26 protein-coding genes and 1 pseudogene are annotated in these 20,880 nt (G+C 70.2%); 1 reads left to right on the top strand and 26 read right to left on the bottom strand.

The genetic code is table 11. The features are described 5' to 3' along the window. Positions 1-45 precede the first annotated feature (45 nt). The 10 genes and pseudogenes from C8250_RS09545 to C8250_RS09500 all read right to left on the bottom strand — a co-directional run bounded on the left by C8250_RS09545 (position 46) and on the right by C8250_RS09500 (position 6,567). Positions 46-627, bottom strand: a complete 582-nt coding sequence (locus tag C8250_RS09545; protein WP_138356026.1) for a hypothetical protein — start codon at positions 625-627, stop codon at positions 46-48. 23 nt (positions 628-650) lie between these two features. Next, the gene (locus C8250_RS09540; protein WP_346268731.1) at positions 651-1,481 is read right to left on the bottom strand and encodes a DUF317 domain-containing protein; all 831 of its coding nucleotides are present in this window, start codon (positions 1,479-1,481) and stop codon (positions 651-653) included. Beyond that, positions 1,478-1,834, bottom strand: a complete 357-nt coding sequence (locus tag C8250_RS09535) for a hypothetical protein (protein ID WP_138356028.1) — start codon at positions 1,832-1,834, stop codon at positions 1,478-1,480. The genes C8250_RS09540 and C8250_RS09535 overlap by 4 nt, the downstream gene beginning before the upstream one ends. Before the next feature lie 29 nt (positions 1,835-1,863). Beyond that, complete coding sequence (locus C8250_RS09530; protein WP_138356029.1) at positions 1,864-2,667, bottom strand: DUF317 domain-containing protein; 804 nt, start codon at positions 2,665-2,667, stop codon at positions 1,864-1,866. Continuing rightward, entirely contained in the window at positions 2,664-3,047 is a 384-nt protein-coding gene (locus C8250_RS09525; protein WP_138356030.1) for a hypothetical protein, read from the bottom strand. The genes C8250_RS09530 and C8250_RS09525 overlap by 4 nt, the downstream gene beginning before the upstream one ends. 243 nt (positions 3,048-3,290) lie before the next feature. Then, entirely contained in the window at positions 3,291-3,713 is a 423-nt protein-coding gene (locus C8250_RS09520) for a hypothetical protein (protein ID WP_244809070.1), read from the bottom strand. 37 nt (positions 3,714-3,750) lie between these two features. Continuing rightward, positions 3,751-4,509 carry a hypothetical protein gene (locus tag C8250_RS09515; RefSeq protein ID WP_138356031.1) on the bottom strand — a complete coding sequence of 253 codons (759 nt, stop codon included), beginning with the start codon at positions 4,507-4,509 and terminating at the stop codon, positions 3,751-3,753. A 23-nt stretch (positions 4,510-4,532) separates the two neighbouring features. After that, positions 4,533-5,228: a hypothetical protein gene (locus C8250_RS09510; RefSeq protein WP_187144802.1), complete on the bottom strand. Its 696-nt coding sequence runs from the start codon at positions 5,226-5,228 to the stop codon at positions 4,533-4,535. 13 nt (positions 5,229-5,241) lie between these two features. Further along, complete coding sequence (locus tag C8250_RS09505; RefSeq protein WP_138356033.1) at positions 5,242-6,084, bottom strand: relaxase/mobilization nuclease; 843 nt, start codon at positions 6,082-6,084, stop codon at positions 5,242-5,244. A 46-nt stretch (positions 6,085-6,130) separates the two neighbouring features. Further along, positions 6,131-6,567 (bottom strand): annotated as a pseudogene (locus C8250_RS09500) (hypothetical protein). 233 nt (positions 6,568-6,800) lie between these two features. On the opposite strand from C8250_RS09500, the gene C8250_RS09495 reads away from it, so the two are divergent. After that, on the top strand, positions 6,801-7,673 hold the full coding sequence (locus C8250_RS09495) for a hypothetical protein (protein ID WP_138356034.1): 873 nt from the start codon (positions 6,801-6,803) through the stop codon (positions 7,671-7,673). Positions 7,674-7,714: 41 nt separating this feature from the next. Here the strand turns inward: C8250_RS09495 and C8250_RS09490 are convergent, their stop codons facing one another. The 16 genes from C8250_RS09490 to C8250_RS09420 form a co-directional block, all read right to left on the bottom strand. Then, entirely contained in the window at positions 7,715-8,212 is a 498-nt protein-coding gene (locus tag C8250_RS09490; RefSeq protein WP_187144801.1) for a hypothetical protein, read from the bottom strand. Continuing rightward, positions 8,142-9,500: an MFS transporter gene (locus C8250_RS09485; RefSeq protein ID WP_138356035.1), complete on the bottom strand. Its 1,359-nt coding sequence runs from the start codon at positions 9,498-9,500 to the stop codon at positions 8,142-8,144. The genes C8250_RS09490 and C8250_RS09485 overlap by 71 nt, the downstream gene beginning before the upstream one ends. 27 nt (positions 9,501-9,527) lie before the next feature. Continuing rightward, positions 9,528-10,718 (bottom strand): hypothetical protein, encoded by a 1,191-nt coding sequence (locus C8250_RS09480; protein ID WP_138356036.1) that lies wholly within the window; start codon positions 10,716-10,718, stop codon positions 9,528-9,530. A 473-nt stretch (positions 10,719-11,191) separates the two neighbouring features. Beyond that, positions 11,192-11,731: a hypothetical protein gene (locus C8250_RS43465; protein ID WP_244809068.1), complete on the bottom strand. Its 540-nt coding sequence runs from the start codon at positions 11,729-11,731 to the stop codon at positions 11,192-11,194. Then, positions 11,719-12,372 carry a hypothetical protein gene (locus tag C8250_RS43460; protein ID WP_244809066.1) on the bottom strand — a complete coding sequence of 218 codons (654 nt, stop codon included), beginning with the start codon at positions 12,370-12,372 and terminating at the stop codon, positions 11,719-11,721. The genes C8250_RS43465 and C8250_RS43460 overlap by 13 nt, the downstream gene beginning before the upstream one ends. Positions 12,373-12,389: 17 nt before the next feature. After that, entirely contained in the window at positions 12,390-13,184 is a 795-nt protein-coding gene (locus C8250_RS09470; RefSeq protein WP_138356037.1) for a glycosyltransferase, read from the bottom strand. Positions 13,185-13,232: 48 nt separating this feature from the next. Further along, positions 13,233-13,679 (bottom strand): hypothetical protein, encoded by a 447-nt coding sequence (locus C8250_RS09465; protein WP_346268730.1) that lies wholly within the window; start codon positions 13,677-13,679, stop codon positions 13,233-13,235. 178 nt (positions 13,680-13,857) lie between these two features. After that, the gene (locus C8250_RS09460; protein ID WP_138356039.1) at positions 13,858-14,394 is read right to left on the bottom strand and encodes a hypothetical protein; all 537 of its coding nucleotides are present in this window, start codon (positions 14,392-14,394) and stop codon (positions 13,858-13,860) included. A gap of 24 nt (positions 14,395-14,418) precedes the next feature. After that, a complete protein-coding gene (locus C8250_RS09455; protein WP_274599396.1) occupies positions 14,419-15,492 on the bottom strand; it encodes a hypothetical protein in 1,074 nt (357 codons plus the stop codon). Positions 15,493-15,502: 10 nt separating this feature from the next. Next, a complete protein-coding gene (locus C8250_RS09450; RefSeq protein WP_244809063.1) occupies positions 15,503-16,033 on the bottom strand; it encodes a hypothetical protein in 531 nt (176 codons plus the stop codon). A gap of 52 nt (positions 16,034-16,085) precedes the next feature. Further along, on the bottom strand, positions 16,086-16,853 hold the full coding sequence (locus C8250_RS09445) for a hypothetical protein (protein ID WP_138356040.1): 768 nt from the start codon (positions 16,851-16,853) through the stop codon (positions 16,086-16,088). A 34-nt stretch (positions 16,854-16,887) separates the two neighbouring features. Next, complete coding sequence (locus C8250_RS09440) at positions 16,888-17,733, bottom strand: hypothetical protein (RefSeq protein WP_244809062.1); 846 nt, start codon at positions 17,731-17,733, stop codon at positions 16,888-16,890. An 88-nt stretch (positions 17,734-17,821) separates the two neighbouring features. Then, complete coding sequence (locus C8250_RS09435) at positions 17,822-17,995, bottom strand: hypothetical protein (RefSeq protein ID WP_187144800.1); 174 nt, start codon at positions 17,993-17,995, stop codon at positions 17,822-17,824. A gap of 107 nt (positions 17,996-18,102) precedes the next feature. Further along, a complete protein-coding gene (locus tag C8250_RS09430; RefSeq protein WP_138356042.1) occupies positions 18,103-18,672 on the bottom strand; it encodes a hypothetical protein in 570 nt (189 codons plus the stop codon). Positions 18,673-18,798: 126 nt separating this feature from the next. After that, complete coding sequence (locus C8250_RS09425) at positions 18,799-19,293, bottom strand: hypothetical protein (protein ID WP_138356043.1); 495 nt, start codon at positions 19,291-19,293, stop codon at positions 18,799-18,801. Positions 19,294-19,346: 53 nt separating this feature from the next. Then, positions 19,347-20,852 (bottom strand): ATP-binding protein, encoded by a 1,506-nt coding sequence (locus C8250_RS09420; RefSeq protein WP_138356044.1) that lies wholly within the window; start codon positions 20,850-20,852, stop codon positions 19,347-19,349. Between the last annotated feature and the right edge of the window lie 28 nt (positions 20,853-20,880).

The following is a 20,880-nucleotide window of genomic DNA, read 5'->3' as shown; positions in this document are numbered from 1 at the left end:
TTGAGGGGCGGCTGTCGCGGGCAGTTCAGAGGTCGTGCGGGTGCGTCACCGGCGCTTCCCCGGGCCCTTAGCGTGCGGGGTGGAGGTCACCGGCCCCTGGAGGGGAGTGCCGGTAGGAGGCGCCGCCTGGGCCTGCCGGAACAGCACATCGGCGGCAATGAGCGCAGGGCCGAACGAAGTCCACTGGTTGAGGTGGTGCCAGGCTTCGGCGTTCCGCTCGGCCAGCGCCTCGGCGTCAAACGCCGGATTGCTGGGCATGGCGCCATGGCGGGCCGGCCCTTCGACGTGCAGGGCGTGGAGGCGGTCCATGCTGGTGTGCAGTTCGCGGATCTGCCCGGTCAGCCCGACGGCATCGGCAGGAGGCAGCTGGGCGAGCTGCTGTTCGGCGGTGTCGAGCATGTCGTCGGCGACGTAGAGCACGCGGGCGAAGGAGTTCCACGTGTCGGCGTCACGTTGGCGCTGGCGCAGCCCGTACGCGGTCTCGTCCAGGGGCTCGTACGTTTCGGGGTCGGAGTGATGGTCGGAGTAGGCGTCCCAGTCGGCCAGGATCTGCCGGCTCTCGCGCACGTAGTGGGCGAGCTGGCGCATGCGCAGTTCATGGACCCAGTGGGTGGGGTGGGTGGTCATGGCGGGCTTTCCGTTCGGGGCGGTCACCGGCTTCGCACCGCGGGCGCTGCGGTGGACCGGGCGGCGAGCGCGGCGCTTTGACGCCGGCGGGCGGCCCGGGTCTGCGCCCGAGTCGTCGCCAGGCGGTTGGCGTGGGCATCGACGACCTGTTGCGGTGTGAGAGCACTGCGCTCTTGGGTGGCCCCGTGGCCGGTCCGGTCGAACATGCCGCGCTGCAGCGGAGCGGGATCCGCGAGCGCCGCGACGAACGCGGTCACGAGGTGTTCGGGCGTATGACCGTCGAACCAGGCGTGCCACAGGCGGGGACCGTTGACGAAGACCTCAGGCTGGTCATGGACCTCGATGTGCCAGGACACACGCTCCGGTTCACGCCAGGGCACGGTGCCCCGGCCGCTCTCCGGTCGGCGCTCCACCGTGCACCCCGGTGGGTCGGAGGCGGCGGACCCGCGGCCGTCGATGAGCCAACCGGCGCCTTCCAACACGGACAGCGGTCTGCTCGGCTCGGCGCGTGCGGGAGCGACGAGGGCGTCGGTGATGCCGGCGAGGACTTCGGCGGGGACGAGTTCGCCGAACTCGGCGAACCAACCTGGCTCGGAGCCGGCGGGCTCAGCCCGCAGCCGCCACCACGCGGAGGTGGCGGACTGCGGGTTGAACTGGAGGGTGTGCCGAAGGTCGGGACTGCGCAGGACGATCTCGGCGCTTAGCGGGTCGGAGGTGGGGGTCCAGCCGGCGGCGGCCAGGCCGTGGGTGACGTGGCGGGCGTCTCCGGGGCCGGCGAGGTGGCGGGGGCTGGTGTCGAACGGGATCTGCCAGGCGTGCGTGGAGGCGAAGGTGGCGAGCTGCCGTGCACTCACCGGCAAGCGCAGCACCCCGGTTTCGTCGCCCGAGCCTGGTCGAACAGGAGCCGCAGATCGTCCAGGGCGTAGTGCAGGGTGTGCTGGTCGGTCTGCTCCCACGCGGCGTCCCGCAGCTCCGCGATCAACTCGCGGGCCCCGGCCGGCCACGGGGTATCGAGGTGACCCGCTACGGTGCGGGCGAAGGCGCGCAGGATGTCGGCGAGCTGGATGGGCAGGCCGGTGTACTCGTCGAGCAGCGGCTCGACGAGCGCGAACGCCGTTTCGGGGTCAGGCTCGTCGCGCAGATACTCGGTGAGGTGGGTCAGGGTCTCGGTCGCGCTTCGGATGGTGTCCGGGGTGAGTGCGGGCATAGGGCTCCTCGGAAGTTGTGAGTGCTGGGTCAGCGGCGAGTTCGGGTTCCGCCGGCGTGCGCGTGGGGGCGAGCCGTGGTGCGGGGCCGGTTACCTCGGGCGGTGTTGCGGGCCCAAGTGGCGGCGCGGGCCGCGGCGATCCGGGACTGCTGCCAGGCGCTGAGCTGGGAGGGCAGGACGGAGACGGACGTGGTGCGGATCTGGGTGCTCTGGGGGACGCGGCCGAGCGGGCGCATCACCGGCTCAGGGCTGGAAAGCGCGGTCGAGAAGGCTTGCACCAGATGCATCGGGGTGGTGGCGGTGAACTGGGCGGACCACCCGTTGCCTTGGCCGCCCTTCGCCTGGGCCCGCCACATGGGCTGGCTGCCAGGGACCTCGTGGTACTGCAGTCGGGCGCTGCCGTCAGGGCTGGTGGCGGTGTAGTGCCCACCCGCGGGACCCGTCTGCCAGTCCTGCTCCTGCAAGGGCGCCCAGACGTTGGGGGCATGCGCGGAGCGGGGAGCGGTGAGCGCGTCGGTGAGACCGGCGACGATCTCCACCGGTGTTTGCCGCCCAAGGACCGCCCACCACTCCTCCTGTTGGCCGCTCGCCCTGCCGTGGATCGTCCACCCACCGGGCAGGACGTAGGGGTCGTAGGAGATTCGGATAGCGCGCTGCGGGCTCTCCATGACAAGGGGGCCGCCTGTCTTGGACTTGTCCCGCCATCCTGAGGCACGCAGGAATTCAGATACGTGCCGCAGGTCACCGCCGCCGGCGAGGGCCCGAGGCTCGACCAGGTAGTGCTGCTGGGCCTGCTCTCCTGCCCCCCAGTTCTGCCGCTGCTGCTTGCTCATCGGTGCCGCCGGACGACGAGCGATGCGGTGGCTGGCGGCTTGCCCGCGCTGGTGGCGGGTTGTGTGGAGGCGTGCTGGAGAGTCTCCCGGTGTTCCTCCAGGTCTGCGCTGGTGTGGGCGAGGTCGTTCGCGGCTCGGCCCAGGGCAAGCCATACCTCGGCAGGCAGTGCGCCGCGCTCGGTCTGGCCCTTGGCGAACCTGCTGCTGCGGTCGACCAGGTGGGCCACGCCACCGAGGAGGCCGTGGTCGGGGTCGCAGATCCGGGCGATGACCTGGGTGGCCTCGTGCGCCAGCAGGTGGGTGAGGTGCTCGGCGAGCTGGTCGAGTTGGCGGCTGATCTCGTCAGCGAGCCTCACCGGGTACGGGGTGGGATGGGACATGCTCCTCCAGAGCGGGGCGGTCAGTGTCTGGGCAGGGTGCGATCTGCTGGGATTCGGGGAGAACGGCCTGCGGGCCGGTGGGGATGCATGCGTGCAGGTACCGGCGGAATAGAGCGGTCGCCAGGCGGGGCTTGCGGCTGTGGGTGATCGGCGGGGGCGTGCGGTGTGTTACGGGTTTCTCCGATGGTTCGGACGGTGCGGGCCGGGCGGCTCCGGTGGGGTGTCGGGACCGCCCGGCCCGCTTCACGGGGTGCGCGGGGACGGTGCGGGGCGCTTGGGGGCAGCGACCGGTGTGGGGTATCGCGCCGCGGGATCGGGTTTGCTGGCGCGGATCTCGTTCACGGCCTGCTGGTAGGCGTCCTCGTCGAAGACGTCGGGGGCGCAGTTGACCTTGTACCCGGCCAGGAGGAGGGCGGGGATCGCGCGGGTGGCCAGGCGCTTCTGCTCATCAGCGTCGAGGTGTTCGGGCACAACATGCCAGGTGTAGACGGGGCCGGCGGTGCGGATCTCTTGGCGCTCCAGGCCGAGTTGGTCGAGCAGGTCGTGGAGCCTTGCGGGGGCGTCGGTGGGGGTGTCGGCGTGGATGGTGGTGCTCGGGGCCCTGGGGTAGATCTCGACGTCGGTGCCGTACTCGTCGGCCAGATTGGCCATGGAGGTCTCTCCCATTCAGCCGCAGTAGGGGCGTGAGGTCAGCCTCTGTGTGTCAGCGAGCCGGGCGGGCCTGGGCGCGGGTCACAGTGGGGACTGGCGGCAGGGCGGCCGGTGTGACCGTGGGTGCGGTCCGGCCGGCGGGGTGCTGCAGGCCGGTGCCGATGCCGTGCGCGTCGAGCTGCGCGCCCAGTTCACGGACGGCGCGGGCCTGCGCGGTGGTGTCGTCTCCACTGAGCCGGTGGATGCCGGTCTGCGGGTCCTGGACGAAGCCGTTGGCCACCAGGACGGCGGCGGCCATCTCTCCGATGGGTGCGGCGGCGAGGAAGCCGTCGGGCTGCCAGGTCAGGACTACCCGCTCGGGCTGGGACGGCTGGAAGCCGCCGATGGCGTTGTGGCGGACCTGGGCGAGCGCGGTGTCGTAGCGGGCGAGCAGGTCGCCCGCTACGGTCTCGGCACCCTGGAAGGGGTCGTCAACCAGAGCGATGCCGTTGGGTTCGGCGACTGCGCGGTACGCCTCGTCGGGAAGGTCATGAGGGGCGACGGCGGCGATGAGGAAGCCGTCGCGCTCGTCGGGCCGGTCCAGGACGATGAGCTGGGCGCCGTCCGGGCGGCTCAGGACAGCCGCATGCTGGAGCGGGATTTCGGCGAGGGTCGCGGCGACGAGGTCCAGGTCCCAGACCCGCTCGGCCAGTTCGGCGAGGTCGTCCTTGTCCGCGGACGGAAGGTACGTGCTGGTCCACGCGCCGGGGAGTTCACCGGCGAGGATGTCGGCGTACGAAGCAAGGCGCTCGGAGTTTTCGTGATCGTGCATGGTGTCCTTGGGTGTGGTGGAGGTCAGCGGCGGAGCCCGGTGGCCACCGGTGGCGGCGGGGCGGGAGCTATCCGCGGCGGGGGTGGGCAGGCGCAGACGGCGGAACGCTCGCGTTCGGTGGCGGGAACCTGTTGGGCGCAGGGGCTGCGGCCGGGGTGCGGGGCGTGCCGGTCGGCGAGGGCGTTGCGGGTAGCGGCCAGGTCGGCGCTGATGATGGGCAGGCGCTCGTTGGCGAGGTAGTGAAGCCGTTGGGCGATGTGCGGGTCGGCGGCCTGGCCGAGGTTGTCGTGGAACTCGGCGGTGGCGGTCAGGACCTCGGCCAGGGCGGCGAGGATGCCGTCGTGGGCGGCGGTCAGCTCGGTGAGAGCGTCGGCTGCCTCGTCGGTGGTGGTGGCCTGGCGGATCCGCTCGGCGAGGTGGGCGACGGATGCGCCCAGCGGCAGGTAACTGGCCGGCCGTGCTTCGGTGTGGAAGTCCTCGTCGCAGTTGACGTGGTATCCCGCGGATCGCAGCCGGGCGACGGCTTGGAGGGCGAGGCGGGATTCCTCGTCCTGGCCGAGACCGGTGGGGGTGCGGTGGTAGGTCTCGTGGACACGGACGACGGGCACGAAACCGGTGCGCTGCAGAACGCTGTGGGCCTCTGCGTCTCCACCGCGGGCGAGGACCTCATCGGAGTGCGGATCGCGCCGGATAACCAGAATGCGGTCGGCTAGAGGCAAAGAATCGTTTCTCCTACGGCGATCGATGGGCGGCCCGGTGAGCAGCGGGCGGTGCGGCGGCTACACGGGGGCGGCTCAGGTCACTCAGGTGGGCTGCGGCGCCGTCCAGGTCGTGCTGGATGGCGTGAAGGCGGCCGGCGATCAGCTCCAGGCGGTGCGCCGTACCGGCCCCGGCTGTGCCGGGTTGTCGTGCGATGCGGTGAGCGGTGTGCTCAACGAGCCCTCGAACCGTGGCGAGCGGCCCGGACTGCTCGTCGGCGAGCTGCGCCAGGAGGGCCCCGAGCTGCGTGGACGCGGTGGGAACGGCCGGCAGCCGACGAGCGGTTGGGGCGGGGATGAGGCGCAGGTCCTGCTCGATGCGGCGGGACTCCTCCGCCAGCTGCCGGTGGGCATCGGCAGGCGGGGCGTGCCATTCGCCGTCGAGGCGGATGAGGTTGGCGATCAGGTCGAGGCGGCCGGGTTGAGCTTGGGCGGCGATCCACCGGCAGCCGTTCTCGTCACCGGGGACTTCGATGCCAGCGGCGCGGGCGAGCCGGTGGGCGGCCTCGGCCCATTCGGGGCCGGTCAGCACCCGGTCATCGGGGTGGAGGCGGATATCGAGGTGGAAGATCGCCCGCCGGTCGTCGTTCGGGCTGGCAGCGAACGGGTGCTCCAGCAGCGGATCTTCAAGGTGCTCGGCCCACTGGGCGGACGTCCAGATCTTCTGCTCGTCATCCAGGGTGTAGGAGTCCAGGCCCGGCCAATGGGCGACGACGGTGTACTCGGTCAGCCCGTCGTCCGGTGACACCGGGCGCCCCAGCGCCTCACTGAGCGGATCGTGCGGAGTATGGGTGCGCTCGTTGATGTGGGGGATCACCTCGGTGTGCCTCCGAGGGCGCTGTCCGGGCGTTGGATGGGGAGAATCATCGGCCGCTCTGGATGTCGGCGATGTGCACGAGCTGGCCGAGGGCGGTGATGGTGTACCAACCGCAGTTGGTGACGGTGTTGGGGTCGGTGAACTTGGGCAGCAGGTAGTCCTCCATGGCCCGCAGGTGGATCAGGCAGTCGGGGCAGCGCCGCGACAGGTGCACGAGGTAGCGGGGGTGGGCGGTGAGGAAGGTCTGCTCGCCGCCCTGGGGATTGCGCAGCCGCCAGCCGTCCTCGTCAGTCGGGGCGTGCCAGGACGGGGCGACCACGCGCATGGCATCTCCCCACAGCTCGCCTGCGGCGGCCCCTTGATGACGACGATCTGATCGCCGGGCTGGAAGTGGGCGTGGGTGATGTCCCGCCCGGGAGTGAAGGGGTCGCGGGTCGGCACGAAGGCTGGGGTTGGCGGCGGCGTCCAGGACGGCGGGATCATGAAGGTCCTTCCACACGGAGCGGGTAACGGCGGGAGGATCAATGGTCCGCAGGAACGCCGGTTTGGCTAACCGGCGATGCCCGGCTATGTTCCGTTCGCTCACCAGGATTTGGCTCCGAGGCGCGGATGCTGCGCGGCTCACCTGAGCGTTCGGCAACCGGCAATAGGCAACGCAGTGGGTCTGGGGGCGAACGCTCGTAGCGATGTCAGTACCGGAAGGTAGCGTTCCGTTCATGACTATGGATACCGCTCCTGCCGTGGACTGGACCAGCCTGGGCCAGTCCTTCGCTGACGCCTACTCGGAACTCGATGCAAACGACTACTTGGGCACCCTCGACACCGAAATACAGGAGGACTTGCCCGAGCCGGCGGTGGTGGACGCCGAAGAGCCGGATGGAACGGACAAGCTTCGCCAGGTATGGCTTCGGCCGGTCGAAGACCTGCGTTCGTTCTTCCCGCATGAGGCATCCAACCTCACTCCATGGATCGCCAAGCGGCTCCAAATCATCAGGCGTGCGGCATGGTTTGAAAATCCGCTTACCCTTGTCGGCACTGAGCAGAAGATCGCTGGGTACCGAATCGATATTCTCGCCAAGACTTTGGTGGGCGACCGTGAGCGATTCGTCGTGATTGAGAATCAAATGGAACGGACCGACGCGGATCATCTCGGTCGACTCATCACCTGCGCTGCCACGGTGGAAGCAAGTCACGCTGTATGGATCACCACGGAGTTCAGGGATGACCATCTGAAGGTGATGGAAGCCCTCCAGCGCAACCACAGGGACTGCTCGTTCATCCCACTGGTGATTGACGGCGCGTTCCTGGACGCTGAGGGGAGCGCCAGCTTCAAATTGGTGATCCCGCCAACCTACTCAAGCCCGGACGATCACCTTCGAGAGAAGCTGCATGAGGCACTGAGGCAGGCACAAGAGGTCAACTACACGCTGGATCGCCTCGCCGGGCTGGTGGCCAAGCACCCTGACGTGGACTTCTCGAGATACCGCGACACCATCGAAGAATCCGGATGGTGGAGCAATCGTGCGGATCGCAGGGTCGATAAACTTCTGGAAGCGATTCCGGTGGAGCGGCGGAAGCGAAGGCTGTAGGAGGCTACCGTCGAGGAGACGATGGGTCCGCCGGGAGGGTCCTAGCGGAAGGGGTTTTCGTTGCCCACATCGTGTTCGGTTGCGGCGTCGAGGAGTTCGAGCAGGTCGGAGCCCTCCGTGTCCCGTTGGTCGAGCCACCATCCGGCCCGGGTGATCGCGCGAGCCTTCTCCTCTAGTTCCGCCCAGTCCGCCTCGTCCCAGGTGCCCTCGACGACCAGGGCGGTGTGCGCGGCTGTCATCAATTGATGACGGGATCGTTCGCCCCAGTCGAGGGCCCGCTCCGGGCCCTCCAGCGGCGGCATATCGAATCGCTTCGCCCACTCGACAGCGGCCTGCTGTTCCTCAGCGCGCTTGCCAGCCAGCCACTCTTCTCTGGATTCCGTGTTGGAGTCGCGGGCTGCCTTCCAGCAGTTGGTGCAGTCCCGACCCGCGAGCCAGCGAGCGAATCCGGATCTTTTGTCTGCGGCCCTACCGGACAGGTCGTGGGTGATCGAGTGGCCACAGGGATGCTCGATGATGAACTGCGTGCGGACAGCCATATGTGGATCTCCTAAAGGAATGACGGACGGGGGTTGAGGCACGATTCCAGGCGGGTGCGCGACGGTGCCGTCGAGAGAGGGCAGGTGCTGGCCAGGGCGGGCGAGAAAGGAGAGCGGTGAGGGCAGCAGCGGCGCCGGCGGCGGGGAGGGCAGCGCTGGCGAGGGGGTGCTCGGCGAGGTACCCGGCGAGTGCGGTGCCGGCGGACTGTCCGACGCCGATCGACAGGATCAGCCACGCGTACGCCTCACTGGTACGGCCTGCCGGAGCGAGGACGTCCGCGGTCACGAAGGCGCAGGCGACCACGACGGTGAGGAACGCGCCGGGCACGACGACCGCGGCGGTGGCCGCGTACGGACCCAGGAGGGCAAGGAGCGGCAACCACCCGACCAGGAACCCGGCTGTGGCAGCGATCAGTCGCCCGGTGGTGGTGCCCGACCAGGTGCGGCGTCCGTAAAGGAGGCCGCCGACGAAACTGCCCATCGAGAACGCGGCGGGGATGACCCCGGAGAGCAGGTCCTGGCCGTGCTGCTCAGCCATGGCGATCGACCACACGTTCATGGCCCCGATCGCGAACCCCACCCCGGTGAGGGAGACGAACAGCAGCACCAGGCCCTGACAGAGCAAGCGGCGCCCTCGCTTGGTGTCCGAGTCCGCAGACTGTGGAGGACGCCAGCTCCGAGAGGGCGGTGCGCAGGCGACGGTGACGGTGCCCGCGAGACCGAGAGCGGCGGTGACGGCGAGCGCCAGGGACGGGTTGCATGAGAAGGCGAGCGCGGCGACGAGCAGCGGGCCGAGGACGTACAGCAGGCCCTGCATGCCGGTGTCGAGGGCGAGCGCGGCGTGCCGCAGCCGGGGGCTGGGCAGCACGGTGGGCCACAGAGCCCGCAGCCCGACCTCCAGGGCCGGCGTCGTCAGGCCCGCGGCGAGCACGATCACCGTGGCCGTGGTCGGCCCACCGTAGGGTCCGGCCACTGGCAGGACGGCCACCAGTACGGAGTTCAGCACAGCGGCCGGCAGGTGCACGCTGGTCTGCCCGTAGCGGTCCATCAGACGCCCCATGACCGGCTGGGCCAGCGACGACGCCAAGCCGTACAGGGCGCTGAGCAGCCCGCCGAAAGCGATACTGCCGCCGGTAGCGGTGGCCCACAGCACGATGGCGACGGGCGCCATAGCGTTGGGCAGGCGGCCGGCGAGCGTGCCGCCGAGCAGTCGGGCGACGTACGGGGTGCCCAGCACCGCGCCGTAGCTGATGCGCGGTGCCGGGGCCGGGGGAGCGGTCAGGGACAACGGGTGCTTTCTCGTCGGGAGCGGCGCCTACCGGTGGCGGGCGGTGGTGGTGGTGCGAGGCGCCGCCGCCGGTGGTGTGGTGTCCACGGCGGGGCGCGGACGGGCTCGCAGCACGGGGGTGCGGTGCGGCGGCAGGACGGAGACGGTCGCGCCGAGGTCCTCGGCCGCCTCGTGTACTTCGCGGGTGAGGAAGTTGATCTGCCGGCCCAGTGCTGACAGGCGGGCAGCGATCTGTCGGCCCTGCACGGTCTCCAGCGCGCTGGCGAACTGGCCGGCGGTCTCCACGAGCTCCTGGAGCTGGACCATCGGGCCCGCGCCGTGCCCGCGCTGGGTCGCGGTGAGCAGGGCGTTGGATGCGTCACCGGCGTGCTGGGCTTCGACGACGTCCCGGATGAGTTCATGCAGCGGCACCTCGGGGTCAGGTGCGGGTCGGTTGAACCGGGAGGCGTCCGCCCGCAGCACGCCGGGCGGGACCGCGGCGGGCAGTGCCTGCCCGGCCTCGTATTCGTGGGCGTAGTGCCCGATCACCTGCCAGCCCGGTGCGTCCGGGTCTCCTCGCAGCGCGATCACGGTCGAGTCGTCGCCCTCGATCAGATGGGCGAGGGTGATCGGCTGGCCGTCAGCGGCGTACCACGACTCGGTGAGCTCCAGCTCACCTCGCCTTTGTGCGGCCTGGGCCCGCTCGGTCCACACCTGCTGCTCTTCGTCGGTCAGCGGCGCCTGGTGGTGCTGGCGGTGTTCCTGGTCGGCGAGGTCGCTGGCGATGAAGCCGTATTCCGCCCAGGCGGCGAGGTGAGGCCACAGGGCCGCATGCTGCGCGCGTTCGGCTGCCGAGCCGGCAACAGCGGGCCGGTCGAGCGCCCGACGGACCTCACGGGCGGAGGCGGCGAGGTCATCCAGCACGGTCCGCCACCCACTGAGGTGCCGGGCGGGCGGCAGCGCGTCGAGCGACAGGCGGGCGGCGTCGAGCAAGGGATCCGTGTGCGGGGCGAGGTGCGTGACGTACGCCTCGACGGCTGCCCGGTCGCGACGGGTCCAGGCAGCCGCCGCGGCTTCGGGGTGAACGGTGTGCCCGTAGCGGTCGCGTGTCAGGTCGAGCGCGGTATCGGCCTCGGCGTTGATGACCGACATCCGTAGCCGGAAGTCACGCGCCTGGTGCGCCAGTTCGGGCACCAGCGGCCGGGGGCTTTCGGGGGTCGGGTTGCTGGGACTCGTCATCGGGATCGCGCACCGCCCGAAGACGTCAGGTGGACGGTCGGCGCGTAGGAGGGCTTGGGTGGGATAGGCCGGGTCGAAGGCGACGATGCGGTCGGCGGCTTTGCGCGTTGTGTCGTTCGGCCGGCAGCAGCTTGGGCGAGGCGGCTGCGGCGCTCCAGTAGCCCGTGCGGCAGCACCGGATCAGCTAGGCCAGGGGAGAGCGCGGGGTCGAGGACGATGTCGGCGTGCACGGCATATCCGTGACGGCGCAGGTCGGTTACCGCCTGGCGTGTGCGGCGGTGGCCGTCACGCTCGGGTTCGCTGAGTCGATACAGCCCGGGACGGGCGGGTACGGGTTCGAACTGCTCGCGGGTCAGAAACCACTCGGCCAGATGCGGGGATATCTGCGGCGTCGCGGCGGCGACGAAGCCCAGGTCGGGGTGTGTGCCGAAACGGAAATGGTCAGGCAGGGGGAAACCTCTTCTTTGGGGGTGTCAGCGGTGCGCGTTCGCCGGCCGGGGAGTGGCGGGCTGGGGCGGGCGGGTGGTGAGCAGACGCGGGGTGGGCGCGGACAGCGCCACCTGTCCACCGGGGACAGCGGCGCGGGCCTGGCGCTCGAACGCTTCGCCGTCGGCGAGCCAGGTCGCGATCTGCGGCAGGACGGTGGCCCCGAGCTGGCTGCGTACCTGGCTCCACTCCGGGGCCGACAACGTCGCGGGAATGGAGTACAACTCCGCGCGCAGGTCCTGGAATTCGGCCCAGGCATCCTGGCTGCTGGCGAGCGCGTCGCGCAGCCGGGCCAGCGCGGCAGCGTCCTGCGGCCAGGCACTCGCGGAGGGCCGGCAGCGGCTGAGCAGGAGAGGCGCGTGCTGCAGGACATCTTGGAAAGAGCGCCAGCCGCGGTCGGCGTACGATCGCTCCATCTCTTTCAGCAACCGCGGGTTGTCGAACGGCATGCCGTCGCTGTACCGGCCGGACTCTGCAATCGCCTGCAGGGTCTCGTGGTCCGGGCGGATCCGGTTCAGCGCGGCCATGACGGTGTCGAGCCGCCGGTGGTGCAGGGCGCTGCGGTAATCGGGCAGGAAGGTGTGGGCGACGGCCTGCGCGGCGAGCTCCGCCTCAGCACGATGCTGCGGGGCGCGTGCGGGTCATCCCAGTTGTCGTCGTACTCCTCGGTGGCGAAGGCGCCCAGGAGATAGCCGCTGGCGTGCCCGGGACGCTCGATCAGGAGCAACGCGGTGCCGGCTGGGTTCTCCAGCACGATTGCGCACCGAACGTGGTCGTGGACCATGGCCTGGAAGAGGTCGCCGCTGTCCCACAGCGAGCCGACGATGTCCTCCTGCCAGTGTCGGCGGGGGTAGGTCTCCACCGTAGCGGTCCAGGCGCCGGGCAGCCGTGCGGCGATGTCCTGGCCGGTGTCGCCGAGGTAGGGGCGGCTGCTGGTGGTGATGCTCACGCCGTGGTCGTGGGCCCGGTGCACCAAGGCGCTGGCTGTGTCGCGGGCTGCCTGCGCCCCACGCAGTGGGGCGGCGAAGGCTCCACCGGGTAGGTCGCTGAACCCGGCTTCGTGCAAGGCGGCGCGGGCGTCGAGGAACCTCTCGCCGGAGGTGATGGCGACGAGGCCGTGGGTGTGGCTGGTCGAGAGAATGATTTCCGCGTCGGGCGGGGTGCTCATGTCGGTGATCCTGAGTGTCAGCGGTGCGCGCGAGCCGGCAGCCCTGCAGCAAGCGCCGGCGGGCGGGTGCGGGCAGCGGGCTTGGGCTGCTGGTTGCGGAGGGCGGAGCGCAGGCTGCGGCCGTACTGCCAGGCATGCTCGCGAGCTGCCGCCTCCAACTCGTCATATCCGGGCTGGGCTGTGAGCTGGCCGGCGTGCTTGCGGTACCTGTAGACCGGGACGGGCAGCAGGATTCCGGGGGCAAGATTTGATATGCCGACGGCCGTGCAGTAATCCTCCCCCTGGACGAGGCCGCCCATCGGTGCGGCGCGTACGAGGTCGGTACGGGCCAGGATCGTGGTCGGCCCGATCGGGATGGTGTCCGCCGGGGACTTCCAGTACGTCCACACGTCGCCGGCCTCGTGCCGACCCGGTGGGGTGGGGCAGCGCCACAGGCTGGTCGAACCGTCCGGATACAGGTCCTCACTCCACCCCGCACACCAGCCCACCCCGGCTGACTCCAGGGCGTTCAGGCGCAGGGACATGGCGTCGTCGGTGAACTCGTCGTCATCGTCCGCCCAATTTGTGTACTCGGTGTCGACTTGGGCGAGGGCGAAGTTTCTGGCGCAGGCGGCGCCGACCGGGCGGGGCAGCGCCAGGGTACGGACGCGCGGGTCGTCGGCGAGCGGGGTGGGCAGGCGGTCAGCAGATACCCCGTCGAGCGCGATCAGGGCCTGCCAGGGGACGGACTGCCGGGTCAGGCTGGCGTGCATGGCGGTGAGGTAATCCAGCCGGTCCTCGCGCAGGCGGGTCGCGATGACGACGGTGATCAGGGGCGTGGTGTGCGGGGGCAGAGGAGTCTCCGGGGAACGAGGGGAGGGCTAGCGGCGCGTGGCGGGTCGCTGGATGTCGGTCTTGGCCGGGGCCGCCGCGGGAGAGCCCAGGGGCGGCGTGTTCTGCACGGACCGGATGACCGGGGCGGGCTCGTCGCAGAACCAGAGCTCGCGATCGTCGCTGAAGAGGGTGCGCGGGTCGGTGGACCACTTCACGATCGGGCCGAGGTCCTGGTGGTGCAGGCTGATCACCTCGATCCCCTGCTCGTGCAGGACGTAGCCCCACTGCATGCCCTGCGCGTCGGCGGTGTCGTCGGTGACGGTCATGCGCACCGGAGGGGAGCCGTCCGGGGTGATCACGTGGGCGAGCGCGCGGCTGGGCCACTGCGCGCCGCCGGTCAGCGCGGCGATGAGCGAGAGCGGGGCCCCGTCGAGAAGGTCGGTGCCCAGCTCGTCCCAGCCAATGGCCACCGTGTCGATGAGGTGATGGGACATGGCTTCCAACCTGCGACGGAATCGGTGCTGGTAGGCGGCCAGGAGCAACGGCAGGTGGTGGCTGGGCACGCCGTCGACGTGGACGTAAATGCCGCTGTAGCCCGTGCGATCGGTGGGGCGGGCGATGAAGGCGCGTGTGGACAGGGGGTCTCCAGGTCGCAGGGTGGGTTGGGGCCGGTCAGCGCGCCGGGCGGTGCGGGGGAACCTGACCGGGTGGTGTGCTGCTCGGCGGGGGTGAGGCAAGACCGGGGGTCGGACTCTTGGGCGTCGGCGCGGGGTCGTATGCGGCCCGTAGCGCTTCCAGATCGGCGTGGTCCGCGATGGCCAGGGCGGACAGACTGCGGCTGGCCGCTTCCAGGAGCAGCTTGGGTGGGGAGTCCTTCGCCGCTTCGCGGTGCTGACCGCGCCACTGGGCGGCGGCGACGAGGTAGTCGCTCATCGCGCGGAGCGCGGGTTCAGCGGCGTCCAGGAGGCAGCTGGTGATGGCGTGGACCTCGGCGGGCGTCTGGGCCGCGGCGAGTGCAGCCAAATAGGGGGCCGGGTCCGGGCTGGGTAGGGGTCCGTCCGGCAGCGGGTGCTCGGCCAGGAACGGCACGGCGTCCCGCCGAGCCCACCGCAGCAGGTCGGCGCGCGTGGCTATGCCGTAGCGAGCGGCGCTGATCTGTTCGGCGTCGCGGCCGGCATTGTCGTACAGCTCGAAATCAGGGTGGGACAAGAGTGCTCCTCGGCAGTGCAGGGCTTATGCGCGGTTCAACTGCCGGGGTGTGGACGGCGGGCCGGAGGCGTCGGTGCGGGCGCACGTGTAGCCGATCAGCCGGGAGGGGGCGCCCTTGGCGGGGACGGTGGCGGCGTCGTCGCACACGAAGGTGTACTGGATGGAGAGGCGCGGGATGTCGTGGAGCCAGGCCCGGTCGTCCTTGCCCGGGATGATCTCCAGGCCGGCGTGGGCGACGGTGTCGGTCTGGGTGTGGGTGTGGGAGAAGAGGATCAGCGCGCCGCCGTCGGTGGTCTTGAGCGCGTAGGGGTCCGGGAAGCGGTTAACGGTTCCGGCGAACACGCTGGTGCCCTGGGATCCGTACTGGCGGCCGGTCTCGTCGTGGACCTTGATCTGCCGCTTGCTCGCCTCGGTCGCGGCGAAGACCTTCTGGCCGGTGGTGGTGCCGCCGGTGGCGAAGTTGTCGAGAACGCCGTTGCGCAGCAGGTCTGCGCCGGCGGCGAGGCGCGGGTCGTTGGGCGCCACCGCGGTGGCGTATCCGTCGGAGTCCAGCGCGACCGCAGGCAGGGTGCCGTTGTCGAGGTCGGTGACGGAGACCATCTCCCACCGCTGGTGCTCCGGCTGCTCGGCGAAAACGGCCAGCCGGGAGGGGGCCTTGCCCTTCGCGGTGGACAGCGCGGCGACGAACCAGCGGGACTGGCCGGCGGTGACCCGCGGGATGTACAGCCGGGCGCTCGCCAGGTCGTAGGACCACGGCTTGTACGGCTGGCGCTCGGACTTGGTCAGCCCGCCGTATTCCGTGTACTCCGCGAGCGACATGGCATACAGCGAATCGTCTTCGATGGTGTCGAGCAGGGCGCGGTCGTCGGTGGCATTGGCCTGGTTGTTGATCACCGAGTAACGGGCGATGACGGCCTGGGCCTGGGCGGCGCTGAGGGCAGGTGCGGGTTTTGCCACGGAGCTGGTGGTGGGGGTCGGTGCGGCGGGGGAGGAGCTGCTGCCGTTGGTGCAGGCGGCCATGGCCAGGGTGAGGCAGGCGGCGCCGGTGATCAGCGGCAGGGTGCGGCGGGCGATGCGGATACGGACTCCAAAGGTCAACGGGGTGTGGTCAGCGCGTGCGGGGTGAAGAGCGGCTGACGGCCTGAGCGGCGGCGGGTGTCGGCGCACGGCGGGGTGTGAGCGGTGTCGGGGTGAGGTGGTCCGCGTCGAGGCGCAGTTGGTGTGATGCCTGATAGAGGTGATCGCGGGCGCGGTTGAGCAGAAGGTCGAGGGCGGAGCGGGTGACTTGCCGGGCATCGGCCCCCTCCGGCGAGCCCTGGAGAGGCGCGGCCTGATGCAGGAGGCCGGCGTGGGCGACGGCTGCCCCGAGATCGGCCACGACGCACCCCAGGGCGCCCACGGACTGCGTCAGCGCCGTGACTCTGCGCTGGGTGACGCCGTCCTTGGCGCCGGCATGGCCGCTGACGACCCGGTGCGCGAACGCGGCGGCACTGGTGACATGCATGATCAGTCCGGCGATGTCGCGGATCCGGTCTTCCAGCTCGTCGAGGTTGTCATTGACGCAGTGCCGGGCGTTGGTGAAGGGCATGTCCTGGGCGGCCTGGTGGATGCGCTCGGCCAGGGACCGCAGTTGGCTCATGGCGTCGAGGTCGGACAGCCGGTGAACTCCGCGAGGCGCGCTCAGGAGCGGATCACCGATGGGACGTGCGGGCGGCCCGCCCCGAGGTAGGTGGGGGCGCAGGTCTGGTGTTGGGATCGGCGTGTCGTAGGTTCACCCCGATGTCCTTGGCCGTGAGCAGTCGGAACACGGCCTGGAGACGGAGCGTCCGACCGTTCTCGCTGTACGTGGCGGGCAGGAGGATCGCGGCCTGGTGCGGGTGGTACTGGAAACCGCAGGCGTACAGCGTCATGCGGGCCTGCTCAGGCACGCTTGCGTACGGTGCGCCCAGGACCCCGTCCTCGTACAACGTCAAGGTGAGAACCTGTGCGACCTGCGGCGGCGCGGGCCGGTGCGGCGGCTCAGGCTGGTCTGCGGCGTTGTCGCGCACCACTTGCAGGGCCTGCTCGTAGCGGGGCAGAACCCGGCGGTCGACCCCGGCTGCCGCTCGCGCGGGATCGTTGGGGACGGCGATGCCGTTGGGCTCCGCGACCCCCTCGAAGTGATGCGGCTGAGTCTCGTCGTCGTCCGGGGCGAGCGGGGCGACGACGAACTGATGCGGGTAGTGCGGCCGGTCGACGACATAGAGCCGTTGCCCGTCCGGACCGTGCAGGACGGCGTCGTGGGTCAGGACGTACTGGCTGACAATGTGCTGGACGTGGCCGAGGTCCCACAGCTGCTCGGTCCGGGAGAACTGGTCCGCGTACGTGGCGTGGCGTTGGTAGTCGCTGGTCCAGGCGCCGGGCAGCCGGGCGGCCAGGCCATTGGCGAACGTGGACAGATCGGTGCGGGGTGGGGTCATGGATTCCTGGGGGCTGTAGGGCGGTGTGCCGGCATTAGCGTGTGTGCCCCGGCGGTGCCGAAGGGAGGGCCGGCGGGGGAAAGGGCGAAGTCCGGGGAAGGGCCGCCGACGGTCGGGGCGCCGGCGGTAGCGGGGTCAGCGCCCGCATCCGGTCCTCGGCGACGTGTAGAACGTCCCCGAGGTTGCGGATCTCGGCAGCGGCGTCGGCGAGGTCGTAGGACAGGTCGAAGCCGTCGTCCTGCTCGGCTTCCTTGGCCTTCTCACCTGCCGCTTCGAAGAACTCTCCGAGCCGTTCCAGCAGGCCGTTGATCGGGTCCAGGATCTGGTGCAGCAGCGCGGCGGCCTCGGCGTGCGAGCCGGCTCCGTTGAGCTGGTCGGTGAGCGCGAGGAGAGCGTTGCCGTAGACGTAACCGGCGGTGCTGTCTGCGACCTCGGCGGGAGGTTCCGGTGCTTCGGGCTGGGCTGCGGTGGGCAAGCTCGGGCTTCCGGTGGACGCGGGAGGCGCTGGCAACAGCCTGAGTTGGGTGAGCCGTTGGTCGATGGCCTCGATCACCTGCGTGGCACTGCGGCCGTGGCGGCCTTCGGGACGCGCAGGGGCGCCGGGGTCGGTCGAGGGGACCGAGTCGTAGATCAGCTCGAACAGCTCTGGTCTGTCGTGGTGTTGACGGGTCACGATCCACCCCTCGGGATCCCCCGGCGGACGCTCGGAGGGATGTTCCTGTGGTGGACCGATGATCAGGTAGCTGTCGTCGGGGAGCGATACGTGCACGATGTATGCGCTGAGACCGAATTCGATGTCGCACTCCAGTCCGCGCTGCCGCAGAGGCGTGGTGATGTGCGCGTGGCGCCGCCACAGCTCCTGCCACCAGGCGGTGTGCACATTGCGGTGTTCGGGAAGCGGTGCGAGAGGCGAAGTGCCGGCAGGCAAGCGGCGCGCGGCGGGGAAGGAATCCGGAAAGCCTTTGTCGTCAGCTGCCACGGTTGTGCCTGCGGGGAGTCAGTGCGCGGAGGCGCGGTGCCCGGGGGGCGAGGTGGGGCTGTTGCTCGGGTCGCGCTGGGGCGGCGGAGTCGAATTCGTCGGCGTCGTAGGCGCAGAGCAGTTCGTGTTCCATCTGGGCTTCGTGATCGGCGATCTGTGCCATGAGGTCTTCGTGTTTGGCCTGGCTCTGCTGGCACTTGGCCCAGTCGGCGTCGCTGAAATGGGTGGGGCGGTTCAGGGGACTCCTTGGGAAGGGGATGCCGGAGGGGGCTAGCGGCGGTGTGTGCCCGGCTTGGGCTGCAGGGGCGCCGGGCTGTCGGGTCGGGATGGCGTCGGGAAGAAACGGTGGAGGTCGAGGTGTTCGTCGAGTTCCTTGACCGCGTCGCGCAGCGAGTCCGACGTGCGCCGCAGGTAGGCGCGCGCGGTGGCGTGGTCGATGACCATGCGGTTTTCGGCGTACTGCAGGTCGGTCGGGCCACAGGACCGGGGCAGGGAAAGGGCGGCCTCTGCCGTCTCGGCGAAGTGCGGTGCGGCGAAGGCCGACAAGGTGGCGGCCGTCGCCAGGTGGGCCAGGACGGAGCTGCCGGCGCGGTTCGTGCTGTGTGGGCTCTGGGCGAACTGGGCAGCCAGGTTGACGACTTCGTGGGAGATGGCCTGTGCCTCGGCGGCATGCTGGATCAGTGAGGAAAAGTCCGGCGTTTGCGGAACACGCCCCGCGTCCGTGAGCAACCGCATCTGCTCAGCCGTGTCCTTGAGCCGAAGCACCAATTCCTGCAGTTGGTTGATCAGGCGAACCGTGTCGCCTCGGGGAATGAGCTGCCGCGCAATACTGGGATTCATGAACGCTTCGCTGTCCTTGTCCAGGGTGTGGGTTGGTTGCCCGACGGGCGAGGACGGGGCGAGCGGAGCCGGGACGAATGCCGGTCATGGCCGTCGATGACGTGGCGTGCCGAAGCTGCCGAGATGTCATCGGGCATCACCGCTCTGGACTTGCTCGACGTCTGCAGCGTTCTGGGTGACCAGGGCGTAGAGGTGTACGGCGAGAACAAGGATGAGAGGCGCCACAACAGACATCCATGTGGTGGCGACGTCTGCGGGCTGCCACCTGCTCCCCGGGCTTTGACGTGTGCCTAGGACGCCGAGCACGAGGACCGTGATGCCACGAACGATGATCGCGAGTACCGCCATGGTCCACGCGGACGCTTCCTTGTTCTCGTCGGGTCGCAGCCGTACCGCGGCGTAGATCGCGAAGGTGATGAAGCCATCGATGACGCCGAGGAACAGGTAGGGGACAGAGGCGGGAGCGTGCGTCGTGGCTGCGAGTTGCTGCAGCAGGTTGAAAGCGAGTAGATAGGCGTAGGCGAGCGCGAGGAACCCGGCTGCTGAGGTGCTTTGCGGCAAGAACGGCCGAGGCAGGGCGGCCCGCGCGGTCGAGGCAGGTGGCGTGGTGGGGTTCGGCATGAGCGCACCTCCTTGGTGGCGTTGACGTCGCAATTCGTGAACCCACGAGAGACTCAATGCATGCGAGCATCTGTGTCGAATAGCGACAATTCAAGTGCGTGCAGTTGGTGTTGGACGATGAAAGATCGTCCGGCGACCTTCCAGAGCCCGCGGCCCCGGTTGAGGTGCGCGATGGCGTCCATCTCGACGGAGGTCAGGCCGAGCAGCGAGGCCGCGGCGTGGAGCTGGTCGGTTTCCTGGCGGTAGATGATGCGGGTGCTGCAGTCGGCGAGGAGGCCCTCGGCCAGGGCGCGTCCGCGGGATCCGGCGTCGCCTGCGGTGAGCAGGTCGGACAGCCGGTGGATCACCATGAGGTTGGCGATGCCCAGGCCGCGGGAAAGTTTCCATTGGGCCTGCATGCGTTGCAGGAGGCCGGCGTGGCGCATCAGGCGCCATGCCTCGTCGTAGACGATCCAGCGCCGGCCGCCGTTCGGGTCGGTGAGGGCGGACTCCATCCAGGCGGAGGCGCAGGTCATGGCCAGGACCAGTGCGGTGTCGTCGCCGGATCCGCCTAGTTGCGACAGGTCGATCGTCAGCATCGGCGCGCTGGGGTCGAAGGTCACGGTGGAGGGGGCGTCGAACATGCCGGCCAGGTCGCCGTGGATCAGCCGTCGCATGGCGTGCGCCAGGTCGCGGGCCGCGTCGCCGAGTCGTCCCGACATCATTCCGGCGGCTTCGTCGAGGGTGGCGGGGTCGTTGAGGGTGGTGGCGACGTCGCCGAGGAGTGGGGTGCGGCCAGTGGCGGTGGCGTGGGTGACGGTGGCGTCGAGGGCGATGTCCAGGGCGGTGTGCTCCATGGGCATCAGGTCCCGGCCGAGGACGGTCCGGGCGAGGGAGCCCAGCAGGAGCAGGCGCCGCTTGCGGATTTCCCCGACCCAGTCGGCCGCCGAGATGCTCGCCGGCCGCGGGGCCGCGTCGAGGGGATTGAGCCTGCCGGGCAGGCCAGGACCGAGGGCGACGGAGGTGCCGCCCAGAGCCCGCGCCACTGCGGTCCACTCGCCCTTGGGGTCGCACGGAACGTAGACGCGGTAGCCGAAGGCGACTGACCGCAGCGCGAACGATTTCGCCAATGCGCTCTTGCCCTGGCCGATCACCCCGGCCAGCAGGATGTTCGGGTTGGTGAATCCCTCGATCTTGCCGTACAGGGCGAACGGGTCGAACACGAACGACGCTTCGGCATGGACGTCGCGGCCGATGTAGATGCCTTCGGCGCCGAGGCCGCCTTCGGCGAGGAAAGGGTACGCGCCGGCTGCCACCGCGGTCGTCATGCGGTGCGCGGGCAGCTTCAGCCGATTCCTGCGGGCCGAGGCTGCCCCGGGTCGACCGCTCGGAGGGTAAAGGGCGGCGGGAGTCTTGTGCTCGGCGGGTGTGGTGCCTGCCGAGTGGGCGCTTGCGTCGGTGCGGGCCTTGGCGGTGGCCTCCGCTAGTTGGCGGCGGGCTGCTTTGCGGCTGGCCCGGTCGGTTCCGTGCGGGGTGAACAGGGGCGACGCGGAGGCGCGGCGGGCGGGCCGGTGGCTCATCGGGTGCCCTCGATTCTGCGGGTGCTGC

The sequence above is a fragment of the Streptomyces sp. So13.3 genome (assembly GCF_005860785.2).
In the GTDB taxonomy this organism is placed as follows: Bacteria; Actinomycetota; Actinomycetes; order Streptomycetales; family Streptomycetaceae; genus Actinacidiphila; species Actinacidiphila fildesensis.
Note: the sequence above shows the minus strand (reverse complement) of the source record. Positions and strands in the feature narration are given on the sequence as shown.

What these genes read in the sequence shown, in the direction of transcription:
- C8250_RS43460 (WP_244809066.1), bottom strand. Translation starts at nt 12,372, where the DNA reads ATGAGCACCCCGCCCGACGCGGAAATCATTCTCTCGACCAGCCACACC.
- C8250_RS09480 (WP_138356036.1), bottom strand. Translation starts at nt 10,718, where the DNA reads ATGACGAGTCCCAGCAACCCGACCCCCGAAAGCCCCCGGCCGCTGGTG.
- C8250_RS09430 (WP_138356042.1), bottom strand. Translation starts at nt 18,672, where the DNA reads ATGAATCCCAGTATTGCGCGGCAGCTCATTCCCCGAGGCGACACGGTT.
- C8250_RS09490 (WP_187144801.1), bottom strand. Translation starts at nt 8,212, where the DNA reads ATGGCTGTCCGCACGCAGTTCATCATCGAGCATCCCTGTGGCCACTCG.
- C8250_RS09530 (WP_138356029.1), bottom strand. Translation starts at nt 2,667, where the DNA reads ATGAGCAAGCAGCAGCGGCAGAACTGGGGGGCAGGAGAGCAGGCCCAG.
- C8250_RS09515 (WP_138356031.1), bottom strand. Translation starts at nt 4,509, where the DNA reads ATGCACGATCACGAAAACTCCGAGCGCCTTGCTTCGTACGCCGACATC.
- C8250_RS09525 (WP_138356030.1), bottom strand. Translation starts at nt 3,047, where the DNA reads ATGTCCCATCCCACCCCGTACCCGGTGAGGCTCGCTGACGAGATCAGC.
- C8250_RS09465 (WP_346268730.1), bottom strand. Translation starts at nt 13,679, where the DNA reads ATGTCCCATCACCTCATCGACACGGTGGCCATTGGCTGGGACGAGCTG.
- C8250_RS09495 (WP_138356034.1), top strand. Translation starts at nt 6,801, where the DNA reads ATGACTATGGATACCGCTCCTGCCGTGGACTGGACCAGCCTGGGCCAG.
- C8250_RS09420 (WP_138356044.1), bottom strand. Translation starts at nt 20,852, where the DNA reads ATGAGCCACCGGCCCGCCCGCCGCGCCTCCGCGTCGCCCCTGTTCACC.
- C8250_RS43465 (WP_244809068.1), bottom strand. Translation starts at nt 11,731, where the DNA reads ATGGCCGCGCTGAACCGGATCCGCCCGGACCACGAGACCCTGCAGGCG.
- C8250_RS09535 (WP_138356028.1), bottom strand. Translation starts at nt 1,834, where the DNA reads ATGCCCGCACTCACCCCGGACACCATCCGAAGCGCGACCGAGACCCTG.
- C8250_RS09445 (WP_138356040.1), bottom strand. Translation starts at nt 16,853, where the DNA reads ATGACCCCACCCCGCACCGATCTGTCCACGTTCGCCAATGGCCTGGCC.
- C8250_RS09435 (WP_187144800.1), bottom strand. Translation starts at nt 17,995, where the DNA reads ATGGCACAGATCGCCGATCACGAAGCCCAGATGGAACACGAACTGCTC.
- C8250_RS09450 (WP_244809063.1), bottom strand. Translation starts at nt 16,033, where the DNA reads ATGAGCCAACTGCGGTCCCTGGCCGAGCGCATCCACCAGGCCGCCCAG.
- C8250_RS09520 (WP_244809070.1), bottom strand. Translation starts at nt 3,713, where the DNA reads ATGGGAGAGACCTCCATGGCCAATCTGGCCGACGAGTACGGCACCGAC.
- C8250_RS09425 (WP_138356043.1), bottom strand. Translation starts at nt 19,293, where the DNA reads ATGCCGAACCCCACCACGCCACCTGCCTCGACCGCGCGGGCCGCCCTG.
- C8250_RS09545 (WP_138356026.1), bottom strand. Translation starts at nt 627, where the DNA reads ATGACCACCCACCCCACCCACTGGGTCCATGAACTGCGCATGCGCCAG.